The sequence below is a fragment of the Streptosporangium sp. NPDC020145 genome (assembly GCF_040631275.1).
In the GTDB taxonomy this organism is placed as follows: Bacteria; Actinomycetota; Actinomycetes; order Streptosporangiales; family Streptosporangiaceae; genus Streptosporangium.
On sequence record NZ_JBEXZT010000003.1, the window covers coordinates 119957 to 135958 of the forward strand.

The following is a 16002-nucleotide window of genomic DNA, read 5'->3' on the forward strand; positions in this document are numbered from 1 at the left end:
TACACGATACCTCCCAAACGAACAGGAGCACGGGCGTGAACGCACCATCCCGTATGCTCAGCGCGGCGATCGGCGCCGTCCTCGCCCTGTCCCTCTCCGGCTGCGGATCCTCCGCCCCGGAGGGGACCGGTCAGGTGAAGCTGACCCTCTGGCACAACAGCGCGGACCCGGCGCCCCTGCTGGAGATGTACAAGAAGTTCGAGAAGCAGTCCGGCCACAAGATCGAGCTCGTGTCGATCCCGTCCGACGGCTTCGAGGACACCACCCAGACCAAGTGGGCCACCGGCGAGCGCCCGGACATCCTGGAGTACCACGCGACGGCGAGCGGCCTGCTCGCCCTCAACCCGGCCGAGAACCTGCGCGACCTGACAGGCGAGGCGTACATCGCCAGGTCCGGTGACCTCTACCAGAGCGCCGGAGCCGTCAACGGCAAGGTCTACGCCGCCATCACCGGCTTCCCCCAGGTCTTCGGCCTCTACTACAACAAGAAGGTCTTCACCTCGGCCGGGCTGACCCCGCCCACGAACTTCACCGAGCTCTCCGCCGCCTGCCCCAAGCTCAAGGCCGCCGGGGTCACCCCGGTCTTCGAGTCGGGCGGGTCCATCTGGCCGGTGCAGATCCTGCCCATCCTCTACCTGGCCAGCGCCAACCAGTCCAACGCGTACGGCAAGGCCATCTCGGGCCACACCAGCACCCTGGCCGACCCGGGCTCGCCCTTCGTCGCCGGCCTGACCGCCTACGCCAAGCTGCAGGCCGACGGCTGCTTCAACAAGGACATCGTCACCGCCAAGTTCGAGGACTCCATGAAGGCCCTCGTGACCGGCAAGGCCGCCATGGTCGCCCAGCACTCCGACATGCTCCCGGCCCTCCTCGCGGCCGCGGGCGGCGACCAGAAGACCGTCGACGAGTCCGTCGGCTTCGTCGGCCTGTCGAGCGAGAAGCCGCTCGCGACCTACGCGCCCGGCCCGATTGGCACGTTCTATCTGCCCAAGACCGGTGACGCGGCGCGGGAGAAGGCCTCGCTCGACTTCGTGCGCTTCATGACCGGCCCGGCCTACAACGAGTACATCACCGCGTCCAAGACCTTCCCCGTCTTCAAGGACGTGCCCAACCCGCAGGGCGTCTCGTCGGTGCTGCAGGACGTCAAGAAGGCCTACGACACCGGCGCGGTCATCGCCTTCAACTCCGACATCCCCGGCATGGGCGGCCTGGCGCAGCTCATGTCCGAGCTGATCGCCGGACAGAAGGACCCGCAGAAGGCGGCGACCCAGCTGCAGGGCCAGGTCGAGCAGGCGGCCAAGGCGGCAGGGCTGCCCGGATGGTGATGCGGAACAGGGCGGCCTGGCTGCCGTGGGCACTGCCCGCGATCGTGCTGGTCACGGTCTTCTTCGTCGCCCCGTTCCTGCTCAACGTCCGGTTCGCGTTCTCCTCCTGGACGAGTTTCCGAGCCGAGATCACCTGGAACGGGCTGGAGAACGTCCGCACCCTGATCGAGCAGGACCTGCTGGCCAACGCGGTCACCGTGACCGTGCTGTACGCGATCATGTGCATGGCGATCCAGAACACGGTCAGCCTCTCGCTGGCCATGGCCCTCCAGCGGACCAGCGGGGTCAACACCGTCTTCCGTTCGGCCTTCTTCCTGCCGACGCTCATCTCGCCGCTGGCCGCCGGATACATCTGGCGCGGGCTGCTGGCCCCCGACGGGGCGATCAACTCCTTCCTCGGCATCGAGTGGGCGTGGCTTGGCGAACCGTCGACCGCGCTGGTGACGGTCGCGTTCATCGACGCGTGGAAGTGGAGCGGGCTGATCACCCTCGTCTACATCGCGGGCCTCAACTCCATCCCGAAGTCGCTGCTGGAGTCGGCGACCGTCGACGGGGCCGGGCCGTGGACCCGGTTCCGGCGGGTGGTGTTCCCGATGCTCGCCCCGGCGCTGACCTTCAACGTGGCGGTCACGCTGGTGGGCGCGCTCAGCGCCTACGACGTGATCGCCGCCACCACCGGCGGCGGGCCCGGCGACCACACCCGGGCCCTGAACGTGGTGATGCGCCAGCAGTGGGGGCAGGGCTTCTTCGGCTCCGCCAGCGCGCTGGGCTTCACCGTGACACTGCTGGTGATCGCCACCGCCGTGCCCCTCGTGTGGTGGCTGCGGCGTAGGGAGGTGACGGGATGAGGGCGGTCCTCAAGTACACGGCGCTGACGCTCTTCGCGATCCCGTGGGTGCTCGTACCCGTCTGGCTCGTGGTCGTCAACTCGTTCAAACCCGCGGGTGAGGCCGCGGAACTGGGCCTCGGACTGCCCAGGACGTGGGCGGTCGCCGAGAACTACGGCATCGTGCTCGACCGGGGCGGCTACCTGACGGGGTTGTTCAACAGCCTCAAGGTGACCGTGCCGATCGTGGTGGCCGTGGTGCTCCTCGGCGCGGCGGCGGCGTGGGCGTTCGGACGCAGCCGGTCGCGGTGGCTGCAGGCGGCCTACTTCGTGATGGGGCTGTCGATCCTGCTGCCGCCGTCGATCATCCCGACCGTCTACCTGCTGCGCGCCCTGTCGCTGGACGGCGGCACGCTCGGCTACGTGCTGACCATGACCGGCTGCCGCCTGGGCGTCGTGATCTTCCTGGCGACCGGGTTCGTCCGCGCGTTCCCCCCCGACCTGGAGCACGCCGCCTCCATCGACGGCGCCTCCCGCCCGCAGGTCTTCTTCCGCATCCTGCTGCCCCTGCTGCGGCCGGTGCTGTTCGTCGGCGGCGTGATCCTGATCATCAACGTCTGGAACGACTTCTTCTTCGCCCTCTTCCTGCTCCAGGGCAGCGCGAACGCCACGCTGCCGCTGAGCCTGTTCCAGTTCGCCTCGGGCACCCTGCAGAGCCTGAACTGGAACCTCGTCTTCGCCCACGTCCTGCTCACCACGCTGCCCCTCGTGGCGGTGTACGTCGCCGCGCAGAAGCGCGTCCTGGCCGGCCTCACGGAAGGTTCCCTGAAAGGATGACCACTCACGACATCGCGCTCGACTGGGTCAGGCGCGAGATCAAGGAGGGGCGGCTGCCCTGTGCGGTGTTCGGCGCCGCCACCTCCGACGGGATCCAGGTGCTGGAGGCCTTCGGCGAGCACGACGGCCGGGCGACCCGGATCGAGGACCACTTCGCATTGTTCTCGGTGACCAAGCCGCTGACGGGGCTGGTCGCCATGCGTCAGGTCGAACGCGGGCTGCTGTCACTGCGCCGCCCGCTGCGGGACGCGCTGCCGAACTTCGCGCGGCCCGACGTGACGCTCTGGCACCTGCTCACCCACACCGGCGGCATCGCCGAGCAGACGCTCACACCCGACGACCTGCTGGAACACCTCGCCACCGCGCCGTCGATGTTCGAGGCGGGCACGCTCAGCCACTACTCCAACCTGGCCTTCGCCGGCATCGCGGAGATGGTCCGCGACGTCACCGGGCGCGACCTGGCCGACCTGATCGACTCCGATCTGAACACGCTGGTGCCGGGCGGCGGGCGCATCACGTTCGACCCGGCGTGCGACGCGGCCGAGGTCCACGGTGTCGAACTGCTCGGGCCCGGCTTCGACTTCGACAAGTTCGTACGGCTCCGCCATCCGGCGGGGGCGCTGTTCTCCCGCGCCGAGGACCTCCTGGCGCTGGGCGGGGCGCTGCTGCGCGGCGACCGCGGGCTGGTCCACCCGACCACTCTGGCCGCCATGACGACCCCGCAGACGACGGGCCTGGTCAAGCTGCAGCCCGACCCGGTCAACGCCGGGCAGGACTGGGGCCTCACCTGGAACCTGCGCCACTCGGCTCCCGGGCTGCTCGAACGGCGGCTGTACGGGCACGGTGGCGCCTCGGGGTGCCAGTGGTGGATGTACCCGGAGCAGGACGCGTGTTTCGTGCTGCTGATCAACGTGCTGGCGCCGCACCTGTCCGGTGTGGACATCGACGGCCTGCACAACGCCTTCACCACCGGGCTAGATGCGTGAACCGGGATTCGGGGGTGCTGGAGGTGCAGGTCTCAGGCGCGCAGACGCCGTTCATCCGTTCGGCCCCGCCCCGGTCACCGGCAGGCCTGACGTGCGGCCTGGCGGATCCGGTCGGCGTGGACGAGCCGTCGCCCCGGCTGTCGTGGAACGCCCGGCTGTCCGGGGAGGCCACCGTGGTGGTGTCCTCGGACGGGCGCGAGGTGTGGCGGTCGTCCGTACCCGCCGGGTCGCACGACGTGGACGTGCCGGATGGGCGGCTGGAGCCGCTGACGCCGTACACATGGAGTGTGGAGGGGCACGCGGCCGGCGCGTTCACCACGGGCCTGCGGGCGCGCGGCGCGTGGAACGCCCCCTGGCTGGCGGGTGACCCCCAGGCGGCGGTGAGCCTGCGCGGGTCGTTCACCTGGCGTCCCGCTCCCGGGCGCGCCTGGCTGGCCGTCACCGCGCTGGGCGTCTACCGGGCGCTGCTCAACGGGGTACGGCTGAGCGAGGAGGAACTGGCCCCCGGCTGGACCGACTACGCCCACCGGACGCGTTACCGGCTGCTGGAGCTCACTGAGCTGCTCGTGCCCGGGGAGAACGAGCTGGAGCTGTGGCTCGCCCCCGGCTGGTACGCGGGCCACGTCGCCGGCGGAGGCCCGCGCCGCTACGGCGACCGGCCCGCCGCCAGCGCCCAGGTGCTCGTGCGCGACGACGACGGGGTCCGCCGCGTGCTCGCCACCGACGTGGCCTGGACCCGGCGGGACCTCGGCCGCCCACGCGCCGACCTGGTGATGGGCGAGACCGTCCAGGCCCCCTCCCAGCGGACCGCCGAACCCGCCGAGACGACGGCCGTCCCGGAGATCCTGGTCGAGGCCGACCCCGCTCCCCCGGTGCGGGTGATCGGCACGGTGCCCGCCGTCTCCGTGACCGAACCCGCGCCGGGCGTCCAGGTGGCCGACTTCGGGCGCAACGTCGTCGGACGGGTACGGCTGCGCGTCGACGCGCCGGGCCCGGTACGGATCGTGGTGCGACACGGGGAGGAGCTGACCGCGACCGGGCGGCTCTACACCGACAACCTGCGCACCGCGGACCAGCGTGACGAGTTCGTCCTCGGCCCCGGCTCGCACGTCGTTGAGCCCGCGTTCACCCTGCACGGGTTCCGCTACGCGGAGGTCACCGGCTGGCCGGGCGCGCTGACGCCGGACGACCTGGAGGCGGTGCTGCTGTCCTCCGCGCTCGCCGTCACCGGCTCGCTGACCGTGAGCGACCCCGCCGTACGGCAGCTCGTCGCCAACATCGGCGCGTCGGCGGACGGCAACCTGGTGAGCGTGCCGACCGACTGCCCGCAGCGTGACGAGCGGACCGGCTGGACGGCCGACATCTCGGTGTTCGGCTCGACGCTCAGCTTCCTGCGGCACACGCAGGCGTTCCTGTCCGGCTGGGTGACGACGCTGATCGACGGGCAGCGGGCCGACGGCGCGATCCCGCACGTCGCGCCGGTCCTGCCCGAGTACGGATACGACTCCCCCGTGTGGTCCGACGCGCTGGTCGAGGTGCCGTGGCTGCTGTGGCGGCGCTACGGCGACGACCGCACGCTGCGCCGCGCGTACGACCCGATGCGGCGGTGGGCCGACTACTGCCTGGCCCAGGCCGAGGACGGCATCAGGCCGGGCAGGGCCCTGGGCGACTGGCTGGCCCCCGGCACGGTCGAGACGCCCAAGAGCCTCATCTCCACCGCCGCCCTCGCCCGCAGCCTCCGCCTGGTCGCGAACGTGGCCGACGTGCTCGGCGAGCCGCACGCGCCGGAGTACGGCGAGGCGTTCACCCGCGTGTCGGGTGCCTTCCAGCGGGCCTTCCTCAGCGGGCCGAGGCTGCACACCGAGACGCAGACCGGCTACGCCGTCGCCCTCGCCTGGGACCTGGTCCCGCCCGAGGACCGGACCGCGGCGGCGCAGGCGCTGGCCGACCTGGTCCGCGCCGACGGGCACCGGCTCATGACGGGCTTCGTCGGCACCGCCCTGCTGCTGCCCGTGCTGTCGGAGACCGGCCACCACGACCTGGCGGGCCGGATCTTCAACCAGGAGGGCTACCCGTCCTGGCGCTACCAGCTCCGCGCCGGGGCGACGACCATGTGGGAGCGCTGGGACGCCTGGCACCACCGGCACGGCCTGCAGACCCCGGCCATGAACTCCTTCAACCACTACGCCTACGGCTGCGTGGGCGACTGGCTGTTCCGGCACGTGGCGGGCCTGGGCGACGACCCGCGCGGGACGGGTGGCGGCTTCGGCGAGCTGCTGCTGCGCCCCGGCCCCGTCCCGCTGCTGCGCCAGGCGCATGCCCGCTACGAGAGCGCGTCGGGGACCGTCGAGTCGGGCTGGCGGGCCGGGCCCGACGGGGTCCAGTTCACCTTCTCCGTCCCGGAGGGCGTGACCGCCCGCGCGGTGCTGCCCGTGCGGGGCGCGTGGGACGGGATGACCGTCAACGGCACCTTCCTCATGGGCCTCAACGAACAGCTGCCGACCACCAGGCTGGCCGACGGGGGCTGCGCCCTGAACCTGCCGCCGGGCCGCTGGTCGTTCACGGCCCCCGCCGCGGCCACGGCCCACCTCCTCCAGGAGTGGGACGACCTGGCCCGGTGAACCTCCGCGCGGACGTCTCTCCGGCTCACCGGCTGGAGGGACGTCCTTCGGCGGTACGGTTCCGGCGCTACCGGGGCGCCGGAACGCGGTCGGGAACCTCGCCCGTGGCCGGGTGCACCGTACCCCCGCCCGCCGCCAGCGCGACGATCGTCTGGCCTGCCGCGGCGGCGCACATCACCACGATCGGCACCCGCCACTCGGCGCTCACCGTGTGCAGCAGCCCGAAGACCACCGGCCCCGCCGCGGCCAGCAGGTAACCGATCGACTGCGCCATCGCCGACAACGCCCCCGCCACGTTCGCGTCCTGGGCGCGCAGGCCGATGAAGGCCAGCGCGAGCACGAGGCAGGCTCCGCCGCCCAGCCCCAGGACGACGCTCCACAGCGGCGCCGCCCCCGGCGCCACGAGAAGCCCGAGGTAGCCGAGGAACATGACCGCCGAGCAGATCGCCGCCAGCACGCGTTGGTCACCCGCCCGGCGCATCACACCGGGTACCGCCAGGCTGGTCAGCACCGCGACCGCCTGGAACAGGAACAGCAGCCATCCCGCGGTGGCCGCGCTCGTGCCGTTGTCCTGAAGGAACCGGGGCAGCCACGTCACGACGACGTAGAAACCCAGCGACTGCAGCCCCATGAACGCCGTGACCGCCCACGCCAGCCCGGAGCCCCACGGCAACCGGTGCCCTCGAACGGCCTGTACGGCACGCCGTGGAGCCCGCATCTGCGGAAGCCACAGCAGGACGGCCACCAGCGCGAACAGGACCCAGCAGCCCAGCGCGGTGTACCAGCCGCCGGGAGCGACCTCGCTGATCGGCACCGCCACCCCGGACGCGACCGCGGCGACGCCGCCCATCACCGTGGCGTAGGCGCTGGTCAGCATCCCCACCCTGGTCGGGAAGTCGCGCTTTATGAGACTCGGCAGCAGCACGTTGCCCACGGCGATGCCCGCCCCGATCAGTACGGTTCCCGTGAACAGGCCGGCCGCCACCGGCACCCACCGCAGTGCGATCCCCAGCGTCAGCACCATGAGCGCGCCCCCGAGGAGCCGCTCGGCCCCCCACCGCGCGGCCAGCCGGGGCACCAGCGGGGACAGCGCCGCGAACGTCAGCAGCGGCAGTGTGTTCAGCAGGCCCGCCACGGCCGGGACCAACCCCAGATCGGCCTGCACCTGATCCAGCAACGGCCCGACACCGGTCAGACTCGCCCGCAGGTTCGCCGCCACCACGAGCAGCCCCCACACCAGCAACGCCTGACCGGAACGTCGTGTCGACACATTCTCCATGCGCACCACGATCACGCCACACGGTGTCCGGCGGCCAGACCGAACCCAGGCTGGCCCCAGGAGGGCCACCCTCCTGGGCGCACGACCGGATACCTTTTCGGAGTGGGAACGCCACTGGGGGATTTCATCCGGGCCAGACGTGACAGCATCCAGCCGGAGTCCTGCGGGCTGCCGGACCGTGACCGCCGCCGGTCACCCGGTCTGCGGCGGCAGGATCTCGCCGCGCAGGCCGGTGTCAGCGTCGAGTATCTGACCCGTATCGAGCAGGGCCGCGACCGCAACCCGTCTCCGGCGGTCGTCAACGCCCTCGCCGACGCGCTCCGTCTCAGCCCCTCCGAACGCAACCACCTGCGCTACCTCGCGAAGATCACCGGCGAGGGGTGCTCGGTCCACATCCGGCCCGTGCCGCCGTCCCGGCACGTGCGGCCGTCCGTCCTGCGGACACTGAGTCTCCTCGAACCCGGTGTCGCCATCGTGACCAACCGGCTGGGTGACGTCCTCGCCCACACCAGCGGCTACCGGTCGATCACCGAGGGAACCGGCCTGCTCGACGCCGCCCGTCCGAACCTCAACCGCTACCTGTTCACCGACCCCCGCGCCCGGACGTTCTTCGTCGACTGGGACGACGTCGCGGACGAGCAGGCCTTCGACCTGTGGCAGGCGCCGTCCCTTGAGAACCTGGAGTGGCTCACCGCCGAGCTCACCCCCGTCGCCGGGCCTGACCTCACCCGCCGCCTGAGACGTCACGCGGTGCCGCGACGTGGTGTTCTCCGGCTCGACCACCCGGAGGGACACCGGCTTCGCCTGCTTCGCGAGACGTTCGAACTGCCCGCCGAGGCGCAGCAGCTCGTCGTCTTCCTCCCCGCCGACGACCGGACGGCCGAGGCCGTCGACCATCTCCGGCGCCGCTCCCACGGCCGTCTCCGGTCCATCTCCTGAGGGATCTCAGGAGACGGGCTTCGACCGGGCCGGGCAGGCCTCTCAAGCCGGGCCGTGGCGCCGGCCGCGGACACAGATCACTCCCTGAACTGCTCGGCGTACTCGGCGGAGGGCTCGATCGGTGTGATCACGTCGATCAGCACCCCGTTGGGGTCGGCGACGATGAAGTGCCGCTGCCCGAAGTCCTCGCTGCGCAGCTCCAGTTCGGGCCGCAGGCCGTGCCGTACGACCAGCCGCTCCCACTCCGCGTCGACGTCCTCCACCTCGAAGTTGAGCAGCAGTCCCCGCACCGGCGCCCGGTAGGCCTCGGGCAGCGACGGGTGCCGGTGGTCGAGCAGAGCCAGCTCGTACGGCTGCGCGCCGGGACGCCGCAGGCTCACGTACCAGTCCGCCTCGAAGGTCGGTTCGAAACCGAACAACTCGACGTAGAAGTCCCGGCTCTCGGCCAGGTGCTCGGTGCAGACGACCGGATAGAAGCTGGTCAGGACCATGGCGAACCCCTTTCACATACCGTTGGTATGTGAAAGCTAGTTGGCGTACCATCGGTATGTCAAAAGCGCGAGGAGGGACATGGGCAGAGCAGAGCAACGCGAGCAGACCAGGCGCGCACTGCTGCGGGAGAGCAGGCGGCTGTTCGCGGCCGAGGGGTACGGAGCCGTGGGCCTGTCCCAGATCGTCGACGCCGCCGGCGTCACCAAGGGTGCCCTCTACCACCACTTCGACGGCAAGGCGGCGCTGTTTCGCGCCGTCCTCGCCCAGGTGCAGGAGGAGGTCGGCCGGCACGTTGCCGCGACCGCCGACGCCGAGCCGGACCCCTGGGACCGGCTCGTCGCCGGATGCCACGCCTTCCTCACCGCGAGCACCGGCCCGGACGTCCGGCGGATCATGCTGATCGACGGCCCCGCCGTACTCGGCTGGAGAGAGTGGCGCGCCCTCGACGAGGCCGCCTCGGCGCGTCATCTCGCCGACGCGCTGACCCTGCTGATGGAGACCGGTGTCATCCCCGAGCGACCGGTCGCCCCCCTGACCCACCTGCTCTCCGGCGCCATGAACGAGGCCGCCCTGTGGCTCGCCGACTCGGCCGACCCCGGCGACCTCGCCGAGACCGGAGCCGCCCTCACCCGCATGCTGGAGTCCCTGCGCTCCTGACCGTCACCTGAAGACGACCGTGACCCCATGCTCCTCAAGGTGGCCCACGACCTCCCCGAAGTAGGAGGGCAGCCCCTCCGCCGGCGCCCGGCGGGCGACGTCGGCGTCGTGCCAGATCAGGGTGAAGGGCGCCACCACCCCGAATCCACCGCACAGACAGTCCGTGAAGGCGCTCCATCCCCAGCCGTAGTATCCGCCGGGACCGAGGAGGGCCTCACCCATCGCACAGTGCAGACCGGGCACGTCCGTGGCGAACCGGCCGTCGAGATGGTACACACCACCCGAGCGGTCGGGCCGCCTGGCACCCATGTCGCGGTGGATCGCGAGATGGCTCCACTGGCGCCTGCCCTCCGCGGAGTACGGCGCCCACTGGTTCGGCGTCGCCGGGATTCCCCGGTACCAGACATCCCAGATCGGACGGGCGATCAGTGGGGGACGGTCCTTCCCGCCGTCGGTGAGGGTGATGTCGATCAGGGTGCCGCCGAGCGTCGACGGGCGTGCTCCGCCGATGCCCAGGCCGACGGTGTGGTGTGCCATCACTCTGCCGTCGCGGTCCAGCGCCCACAACCCGGCCCAGCCCCCTTCCCACTTCCGCGGCCTGCGCAGTACGGCGCGCAGCCGTTCGGCGGGCTCGCAGCCGACAAGTTCCAGGGGAATCGCCTCCGGCGCCGCACGCGGGGCGAACAGGCCGTCCACCCGGAGGCAGTGGCCCACGGTCTCAAGGTCTCCGGCGGTCGCGACGGACAGTTCGAACCGCGGTGACGTGGGCAGTCTTTCCCTGCTGAACCCGTCCTGCCTGACCCCGGCCCCCACGACGACGTCGACCAGCGCCGGATCGGCCTGGCAGGGATGGTGGGTGATGACGACGACGTCCGCCAGCTCCCACCGCCGCGTCGGTCGCGGGTCGTCCCTGATCTCGACGCACAGGTCACCCAGCAGACCCGTCGCCTCACCGGGCCAGTCGATCGCCGCACGCAGCGGGCCCTCGGGGGCGCACCCGCGCAGCGTCAGGACCTCCCTCGGCGGCGGCACCGGGTCCGCGAACAGCCCCTCGACACCCGCGCAACGCCCCCAGAGCTCCGGTTCGCCGTCGTCGTCCTCATCGACCAGGAGGTACTTCACCGGGAAACCCCGGTCCCATGCCGTGTCGTTCATCAGAGGAGGTCAGCCTTCCGCGGACCAGGTGCGGGTGTAGGCGTCGATCAGCCACCGGTCGGCGCGGTCCCCGTCGGGGGTCTCGGGCAGCGGCGAGGTGGACAGCAGCTTTTCGAGGCGCGCTTCGAGGTCGGCGGCGACGGCGAGGGTCTCCTCCCTGGTGTACTCACCTTTCCTGATGCCGATGATCAGGGACCGCCACGGTTCGGGCATGGGGAGGGTGATCGTGCCGTTTTCCATGAGCTCGACCCCCTGCGCGCCGAGGCGGACCATGTGCCCCGCGAACTTCGTGTCATATCCGTGCAGGGCGATCAACTCGGGCCGGTTGGTGCGTTTCCCGTTGGGGTGCCCCACCATGCGGTCCCGCTGGGACCGGAGATAGCCGAGGAAGCGGTGGCCCGCCTGGCGGGACAGGATGAAACCGGGCCCCTCCGCGAGAAGGTCACGGCCGAGGTCGGTGATGGAGACGATCTCGGACTCGGGCACGAAGAGCCCCAGCAGGACCGTGGGGTTGCCGTCCAGGGCCAGCCGCATCCACTTGCGGAGACTGTAGACGGTCAGATCGAGATCACCGTGGCCGGAGCGGACGCCTTCGGGCTGGGTGCGATAGACGTACTGGTCGAACCTGCGCAGCCCCACGACGTAGGCGGCGGGCTCGACGCAGATGCCCATCTCGTCGCGGTCGTCGGTGCCCGCGATGGCCGTGCCGTGCAGCCCGGACCCGACCTGGAAGCGGAAGATCGTGTGCTTGTCGGCGATCTCCTGAAACTCGGGGCCGCCGTGCTTCATCCACCCGACCATCAGTAGTTCCCCTCGGCGACCTGGAGCACGGTCAGGCCCAGCGAGCGCCACATGGCGGTGACGGAGGCCCGGTCGTCGATGACCCCGGCGACGGGACGGTGGGCGAAGCGCCTGGTGTAGATCTCGCGCTTCACGACCGTGTCGGGCCGGTCGTCGTGGTCACCACGCATCCACACCTCGGTGTCGCCGAGGCTGGTGACGTGGGTGGCGAGCCACATCTCGGTCTGGCGACGGCACTGCTCCTTGCGTCCTGAGACGAACGCGACGGGGTGTCCGGCGAGGAGAAGGGCCTGGACGACGGCGACGACGGGAGGGTTGGGAGTGTCCTCCCCCACCCGGTGCCAGTCGTACGGGCGCCGGTCTCCGCGCAGAGCGAGAGTGCCGTCGATGTCCACGATCCACACGGGATTCACCGGACATCGCACCTTTCAACCCCGAAGACTGGCATTTCGCTCACTCTTCTTCCTCTGTGGAGGGAACGGAGGAAAGAGGCTAACAGTGAGATCGTTATTTCCTCTTCGGATTTCCCCTTGAGAGCGACACCCCGAGGCTGACGACCGCAGCCAGGAGGGGGAAGACGGCCGTGGCGCCCCAGCGCCACTCCCCCGCCCAGATCCAGGCGAGCAGCATCGCCACCGCCATGGCGAACAGGGCGAGCGCCAGCCACATGGCGGGGCCGGAAGGGGTCACCTCGGCCTGGGTCCTGACACTCCACTGGCTCGGTGGCAGACCGGCGTCGCGAAGCGCCTGGACGACGGCGCCGTACTGGTCATCGGTCACGTCGGTGACCGTGATCCGCAGAGTGGTCACTGCTGCTTCCTCGCTTCCGGTCCGGAGAGGTCCATTTGACCCTCTCCCGGACCGGGACCACCACCGGCGTGCCCGCTCGTTCCACCCCCACGGGGAGGCGGCGCACAGGGCCGCGTGCGGGACGCCGACCGGTTGGGTTCACGGGCGCGGGAAAGGAAGCCGTCCTCGTTCAGGGGAAAGGCGTCTGAAACTCCGTGCCGACGGTCAGGCCCGTGGGAGGGATTCCTGGGCGAAGGCGATGACGATGTATCTGCCGTTGGCGTAACTGGTCACGGGGCGCTGGAGCAGCTCTCCCGCCCTGCGGGCCACCGACTGGAACAGTTCGACCATCTCCGGGGTGTCGGCGGACACCCGGAAGCTCCCGTCGGTGGTGAGGTGGTGGACGACGAGGGGGACGAAGCCCGCCTCCGCCCGGACTCTCTCCTCCTGGTCGAGGGGGGTGCGCCGTGTGCTGGGGGGAAGGGTCATCGCTGTGCTCCTCGTGGTCGCCGGCCCTCCAGCATGCCACCGCGCACGACCGGCACGAATTCCGTGCCTCGGGACGAGAAGACCACCGAACCGCGTCCGGCCGGCGGGGGAACCGGGGGCGGCCGGACGCGGGCCGTCACTGCACGAGCTGCCACAGGCCCGGGGTGTTGGGCGGCGCCCAGCTCAGGTTGCACGTGTGACTCGCCAGGCAGCGGTAGACGTGGCCTTCGTAGTAGTACAGGTCGCCCACGTTGCAGGAACGTCCGACCTGCCAGGCCTGGATCCCCACCGCGTGGTGGGCGACCTCGGCCGTCGCGGGCTGCGCGCCGTACGGGATGGCGCCCAGCGCGGCGGCGGTGAGAAGGGCGGCGATGACACTGCGCTTCATGGTGCCTCCTTCAGGGGGTTCCTCCCACAATGTCCGTACTCGGCGGGAACCGATAGCCAACGTTTTTCCATGCCCCGCCGCTATACCTCCGGCCGGACCGTGTCCCGGGCCGCCCTCCCCGTTCTCCGGGAGGCCCGGTCGTCAGTGTGGCCGTACGGCCTGGAGCGGGCGCAGGGGGGCACGGGCCTTCAACAGCATCTCCTCGTACTCGGCGACCGGGTCCGAGTCCAGCACGACGGCCCCTCCCGCGCCCACGGTGAGGTGGCCGTCGCCGATCACCGCGGTGCGGATCACGATGTTGAGGTCGCTCGCGCCGCTGAGCGCGAAGTAGCCGAGCGTCCCGGAGTAGATCCCCCTCGGGGCGCCTTCGAGCCTGTCGATGATCTCCATGGTCCTGATCTTCGGCGCGCCCGTCATCGAGCCGCCGGGGAAGCAGTGCCGGGTGGCGGTCAGCGCGTCCACGTCCGCGCGCAGCCTGCCCCGTACGGTGGAGACCAGCTGGTGCACGGTCGTGTACGACTCGACCGCCATGAAGTTCGGCACCTCGACCGTGCCGACCTCGCAGATCCGCCCCAGGTCGTTGCGGAGCAGGTCCACGATCATCAGGTTCTCCGCGCGGGTCTTGGGGTCCCCGGCCAGGCCGTCGCGGACGAGACGGTCGAGGACGGGGTCGGGGTTGCGCGGGGCCGTACCCTTGATCGGTTTCGACTCCACGGTGCGGTCACGGGTGACCCGCAGGAAGCGTTCCGGTGAGGAGCACGCGACCCGGTGCCGGTCCCACCGCAGGAAGGCCGCGTACGGCGCGGCGTTGAGCAGGCGCTGACGCGTGTAGAAGTCCAGCGGGTCCCCGGTGTACGGCAGCCGCGCCGTGGTGGTCAGGCAGATCTCGTAGCTCTCCCCCGCCCGCAGCAGGCGGTGGCATTCGGCGATGTCGGCCAGGTAGCCGTCGCGGGAGCGGGCCAGCCATGGTTCGACGTCGAACTCCTCCTGGGCGGCGGGTCGGGCGGCGGGTTCCCCGGGGGTTCCCCCGGCGGGCAGGTCCGCGGCGACCAGGTCGGCCCAGTGGTCGGCCTCCCGCGCGTCCTCGGGGCCGGGCCCGGCCAGGGCGACCACGTAGGTGCGGCCCGCCAGGTGGTCGATCGCGACGAAACGGGTGGCCGAGATCCACACGGCGTCCGGCAGGCCGGAGCGGTGGGCGGCGGCTCCGGACGACCCGAACGACTCGGCCTTCATCTCGTAGCCCAGGTAGCCGACGTATCCGCCGTCGAGGTCGAAGGGCAGGCCGGGGTCGTCGCCGAGCGCGCGTTCGGCCAGCCGCCTGGCGAGAACGTCGTAGACGGAGCCGGGCAGGGAGGTCGTCGTGCCGTCGGCGGCCGTCGAGGTGACCTTCCCGTCGCCGACCCGGTAGCGCAGTGTCTCGCCGTGGCGGCCGCCTCCGTCGCCGACGAAGGAGAACCTGGACAGACCGGGTTCGACCCGGCTGCTGTCGAGCCAGAAGGCCGAGGGGCTCTCGGCGAACCAGCGGCGGAAGGTCCGCTCGGCGTCGGCCTCGAAGGCGGCGGTGCGCACCCTGAGGCGCCATCCACCGCTTAGCCCGCGCTCCCCCGGTGCCACCGGGCCGTGCTCCACCAGGGGATCGCGGTCCCGTGAGGGCACGGCCTCAGGCTCGTGCTCCCGTGAGGGTACGGCGCCGCCCCGGGTGAGGGTGATCCGCTCGCGGGCGAGGGTGGCGAAGTTCTCCACCAGGCGGGCGCCGTACCGGGTGCCGACGGACTCGGGGTGGAACTGCACCCCCCACCAGGGGCGCGTACGGTGCCGCAGCGCCATCGTCACCCCGTCCCCGGTCCAGGCGGTCGTGACGAGGTCGGGCGCCCCGCCGGGTTCGACGCACAGCGAGTGGTAGCGCACCGCGGCGAAGTCCTGCGGGATCCCGGTGAACAGGTCCGTCCCCAGATGCCTGACCCGGTCGACGTAGCCGTGACGCGGCTCGGGGGCGGGCACGACCTCGCCACCGGCCAGCCAGCCGAGGGCCTGGTGGCCGAGGCAGACGCCGAGCACGGGCAGCCGGGTCGTGCGCAGCAGGTCGGCGGCCAGTCCGAGATCGCGTGGCTCCTGCGGTCTTCCCGGGCCGGGTGAGACCACGATCGCGTCGTAGCCCGCCTGGTCGGCCTCCCGCAGCGCGGCCGAGTCGTTGCGGGCCACGACCGGCATCCGCCCGTAGACCTGGGCCATGAGCTGCGCCAGATTGAAGGTGTACGAGTCGTAGTTGTCGATGAGCAGCACCCGCACGACGCCTCCAGGGTCAACGGCCTGCCGCCGGGAACGGAACGCCGCCTGGAGCTCGTCGGCCCGTGAGACGATTCGGCGCGGCCGTTTGTCCCTTTCGTCCCCACACGGCGCCGCCAAGTCTACGGTCAC

Annotated in this window: 16 protein-coding genes; 7 read left to right on the plus strand and 9 right to left on the minus strand. The window is 71.3% G+C overall.

The genetic code is table 11. From position 1 onward, the window contains the following. The first annotated feature begins 35 nt into the window (after positions 1 to 35). From ABZ463_RS06035 to ABZ463_RS06055, 5 genes are read left to right on the plus strand one after another with little or no spacing between them, the layout of a single operon-like run. Positions 36 to 1325, plus strand: coding sequence for an ABC transporter substrate-binding protein (locus ABZ463_RS06035; RefSeq protein WP_352010624.1), 1290 nt, complete (start codon positions 36 to 38; stop codon positions 1323 to 1325). Next, positions 1319 to 2173 carry a sugar ABC transporter permease gene (locus ABZ463_RS06040; protein WP_362773502.1) on the plus strand — a complete coding sequence of 285 codons (855 nt, stop codon included), beginning with the start codon at positions 1319 to 1321 and terminating at the stop codon, positions 2171 to 2173. Before ABZ463_RS06035 ends, ABZ463_RS06040 begins: the two co-directional genes overlap by 7 nt. Further along, positions 2170 to 2988, plus strand: coding sequence for a carbohydrate ABC transporter permease (locus tag ABZ463_RS06045; RefSeq protein WP_352010622.1), 819 nt, complete (start codon positions 2170 to 2172; stop codon positions 2986 to 2988). The genes ABZ463_RS06040 and ABZ463_RS06045 overlap by 4 nt, the downstream gene beginning before the upstream one ends. Further along, entirely contained in the window at positions 2985 to 3974 is a 990-nt protein-coding gene (locus tag ABZ463_RS06050) for a serine hydrolase domain-containing protein (protein WP_352010621.1), read from the plus strand. The genes ABZ463_RS06045 and ABZ463_RS06050 overlap by 4 nt, the downstream gene beginning before the upstream one ends. Beyond that, positions 3971 to 6595 carry a family 78 glycoside hydrolase catalytic domain gene (locus ABZ463_RS06055; RefSeq protein WP_362773505.1) on the plus strand — a complete coding sequence of 875 codons (2625 nt, stop codon included), beginning with the start codon at positions 3971 to 3973 and terminating at the stop codon, positions 6593 to 6595. Before ABZ463_RS06050 ends, ABZ463_RS06055 begins: the two co-directional genes overlap by 4 nt. Before the next feature lie 67 nt (positions 6596 to 6662). On the opposite strand, the gene ABZ463_RS06060 is transcribed toward ABZ463_RS06055, so the two are convergent. Further along, positions 6663 to 7874: an MFS transporter gene (locus tag ABZ463_RS06060; protein WP_362773507.1), complete on the minus strand. Its 1212-nt coding sequence runs from the start codon at positions 7872 to 7874 to the stop codon at positions 6663 to 6665. Between the two features lie 102 nt (positions 7875 to 7976). On the opposite strand from ABZ463_RS06060, the gene ABZ463_RS06065 reads away from it, so the two are divergent. After that, a complete protein-coding gene (locus ABZ463_RS06065; RefSeq protein ID WP_362773510.1) occupies positions 7977 to 8813 on the plus strand; it encodes a helix-turn-helix transcriptional regulator in 837 nt (278 codons plus the stop codon). A gap of 77 nt (positions 8814 to 8890) precedes the next feature. Here the strand turns inward: ABZ463_RS06065 and ABZ463_RS06070 are convergent, their stop codons facing one another. Further along, positions 8891 to 9304, minus strand: a complete 414-nt coding sequence (locus ABZ463_RS06070) for a VOC family protein (protein WP_362773512.1) — start codon at positions 9302 to 9304, stop codon at positions 8891 to 8893. Between the two features lie 79 nt (positions 9305 to 9383). On the opposite strand from ABZ463_RS06070, the gene ABZ463_RS06075 reads away from it, so the two are divergent. Beyond that, positions 9384 to 9962 carry a TetR/AcrR family transcriptional regulator gene (locus ABZ463_RS06075; protein ID WP_362773514.1) on the plus strand — a complete coding sequence of 193 codons (579 nt, stop codon included), beginning with the start codon at positions 9384 to 9386 and terminating at the stop codon, positions 9960 to 9962. Between the two features lie 3 nt (positions 9963 to 9965). On the opposite strand, the gene ABZ463_RS06080 is transcribed toward ABZ463_RS06075, so the two are convergent. The 7 genes from ABZ463_RS06080 to pabB all read right to left on the minus strand — a co-directional run bounded on the left by ABZ463_RS06080 (position 9966) and on the right by pabB (position 15873). Next, positions 9966 to 11117, minus strand: a complete 1152-nt coding sequence (locus ABZ463_RS06080; protein WP_362773517.1) for a barstar family protein — start codon at positions 11115 to 11117, stop codon at positions 9966 to 9968. A 9-nt stretch (positions 11118 to 11126) separates the two neighbouring features. Next, the gene (locus ABZ463_RS06085) at positions 11127 to 11906 is read right to left on the minus strand and encodes a nucleotidyltransferase domain-containing protein (protein ID WP_352010737.1); all 780 of its coding nucleotides are present in this window, start codon (positions 11904 to 11906) and stop codon (positions 11127 to 11129) included. Between the two features lie 11 nt (positions 11907 to 11917). Further along, positions 11918 to 12331 carry a hypothetical protein gene (locus tag ABZ463_RS06090; RefSeq protein ID WP_362773520.1) on the minus strand — a complete coding sequence of 138 codons (414 nt, stop codon included), beginning with the start codon at positions 12329 to 12331 and terminating at the stop codon, positions 11918 to 11920. Between the two features lie 94 nt (positions 12332 to 12425). Continuing rightward, on the minus strand, positions 12426 to 12728 hold the full coding sequence (locus ABZ463_RS06095; protein WP_352010613.1) for a hypothetical protein: 303 nt from the start codon (positions 12726 to 12728) through the stop codon (positions 12426 to 12428). A gap of 204 nt (positions 12729 to 12932) precedes the next feature. After that, positions 12933 to 13196 (minus strand): hypothetical protein, encoded by a 264-nt coding sequence (locus tag ABZ463_RS06100; protein ID WP_352010612.1) that lies wholly within the window; start codon positions 13194 to 13196, stop codon positions 12933 to 12935. A gap of 136 nt (positions 13197 to 13332) precedes the next feature. Continuing rightward, complete coding sequence (locus ABZ463_RS06105; protein ID WP_362773525.1) at positions 13333 to 13584, minus strand: carbohydrate-binding protein; 252 nt, start codon at positions 13582 to 13584, stop codon at positions 13333 to 13335. 141 nt (positions 13585 to 13725) lie between these two features. Further along, complete coding sequence (pabB, locus tag ABZ463_RS06110; RefSeq protein ID WP_362773528.1) at positions 13726 to 15873, minus strand: aminodeoxychorismate synthase component I; 2148 nt, start codon at positions 15871 to 15873, stop codon at positions 13726 to 13728. Positions 15874 to 16002 lie beyond the last annotated feature (129 nt).

Excerpts from the sequence above, each read along its gene's own strand:
- ABZ463_RS06045 (WP_352010622.1), top strand. The coding sequence starts at position 2,170 with ATGAGGGCGGTCCTCAAGTACACGGCGCTGACGCTCTTCGCGATCCCG.
- ABZ463_RS06080 (WP_362773517.1), bottom strand. The coding sequence starts at position 11,117 with ATGAACGACACGGCATGGGACCGGGGTTTCCCGGTGAAGTACCTCCTG.
- ABZ463_RS06085 (WP_352010737.1), bottom strand. The coding sequence starts at position 11,906 with ATGAAGCACGGCGGCCCCGAGTTTCAGGAGATCGCCGACAAGCACACG.
- ABZ463_RS06070 (WP_362773512.1), bottom strand. The coding sequence starts at position 9,304 with ATGGTCCTGACCAGCTTCTATCCGGTCGTCTGCACCGAGCACCTGGCC.
- ABZ463_RS06105 (WP_362773525.1), bottom strand. The coding sequence starts at position 13,584 with ATGAAGCGCAGTGTCATCGCCGCCCTTCTCACCGCCGCCGCGCTGGGC.
- ABZ463_RS06050 (WP_352010621.1), top strand. The coding sequence starts at position 2,985 with ATGACCACTCACGACATCGCGCTCGACTGGGTCAGGCGCGAGATCAAG.
- ABZ463_RS06100 (WP_352010612.1), bottom strand. The coding sequence starts at position 13,196 with ATGACCCTTCCCCCCAGCACACGGCGCACCCCCCTCGACCAGGAGGAG.
- ABZ463_RS06040 (WP_362773502.1), top strand. The coding sequence starts at position 1,319 with ATGGTGATGCGGAACAGGGCGGCCTGGCTGCCGTGGGCACTGCCCGCG.
- ABZ463_RS06060 (WP_362773507.1), bottom strand. The coding sequence starts at position 7,874 with ATGGAGAATGTGTCGACACGACGTTCCGGTCAGGCGTTGCTGGTGTGG.
- ABZ463_RS06075 (WP_362773514.1), top strand. The coding sequence starts at position 9,384 with ATGGGCAGAGCAGAGCAACGCGAGCAGACCAGGCGCGCACTGCTGCGG.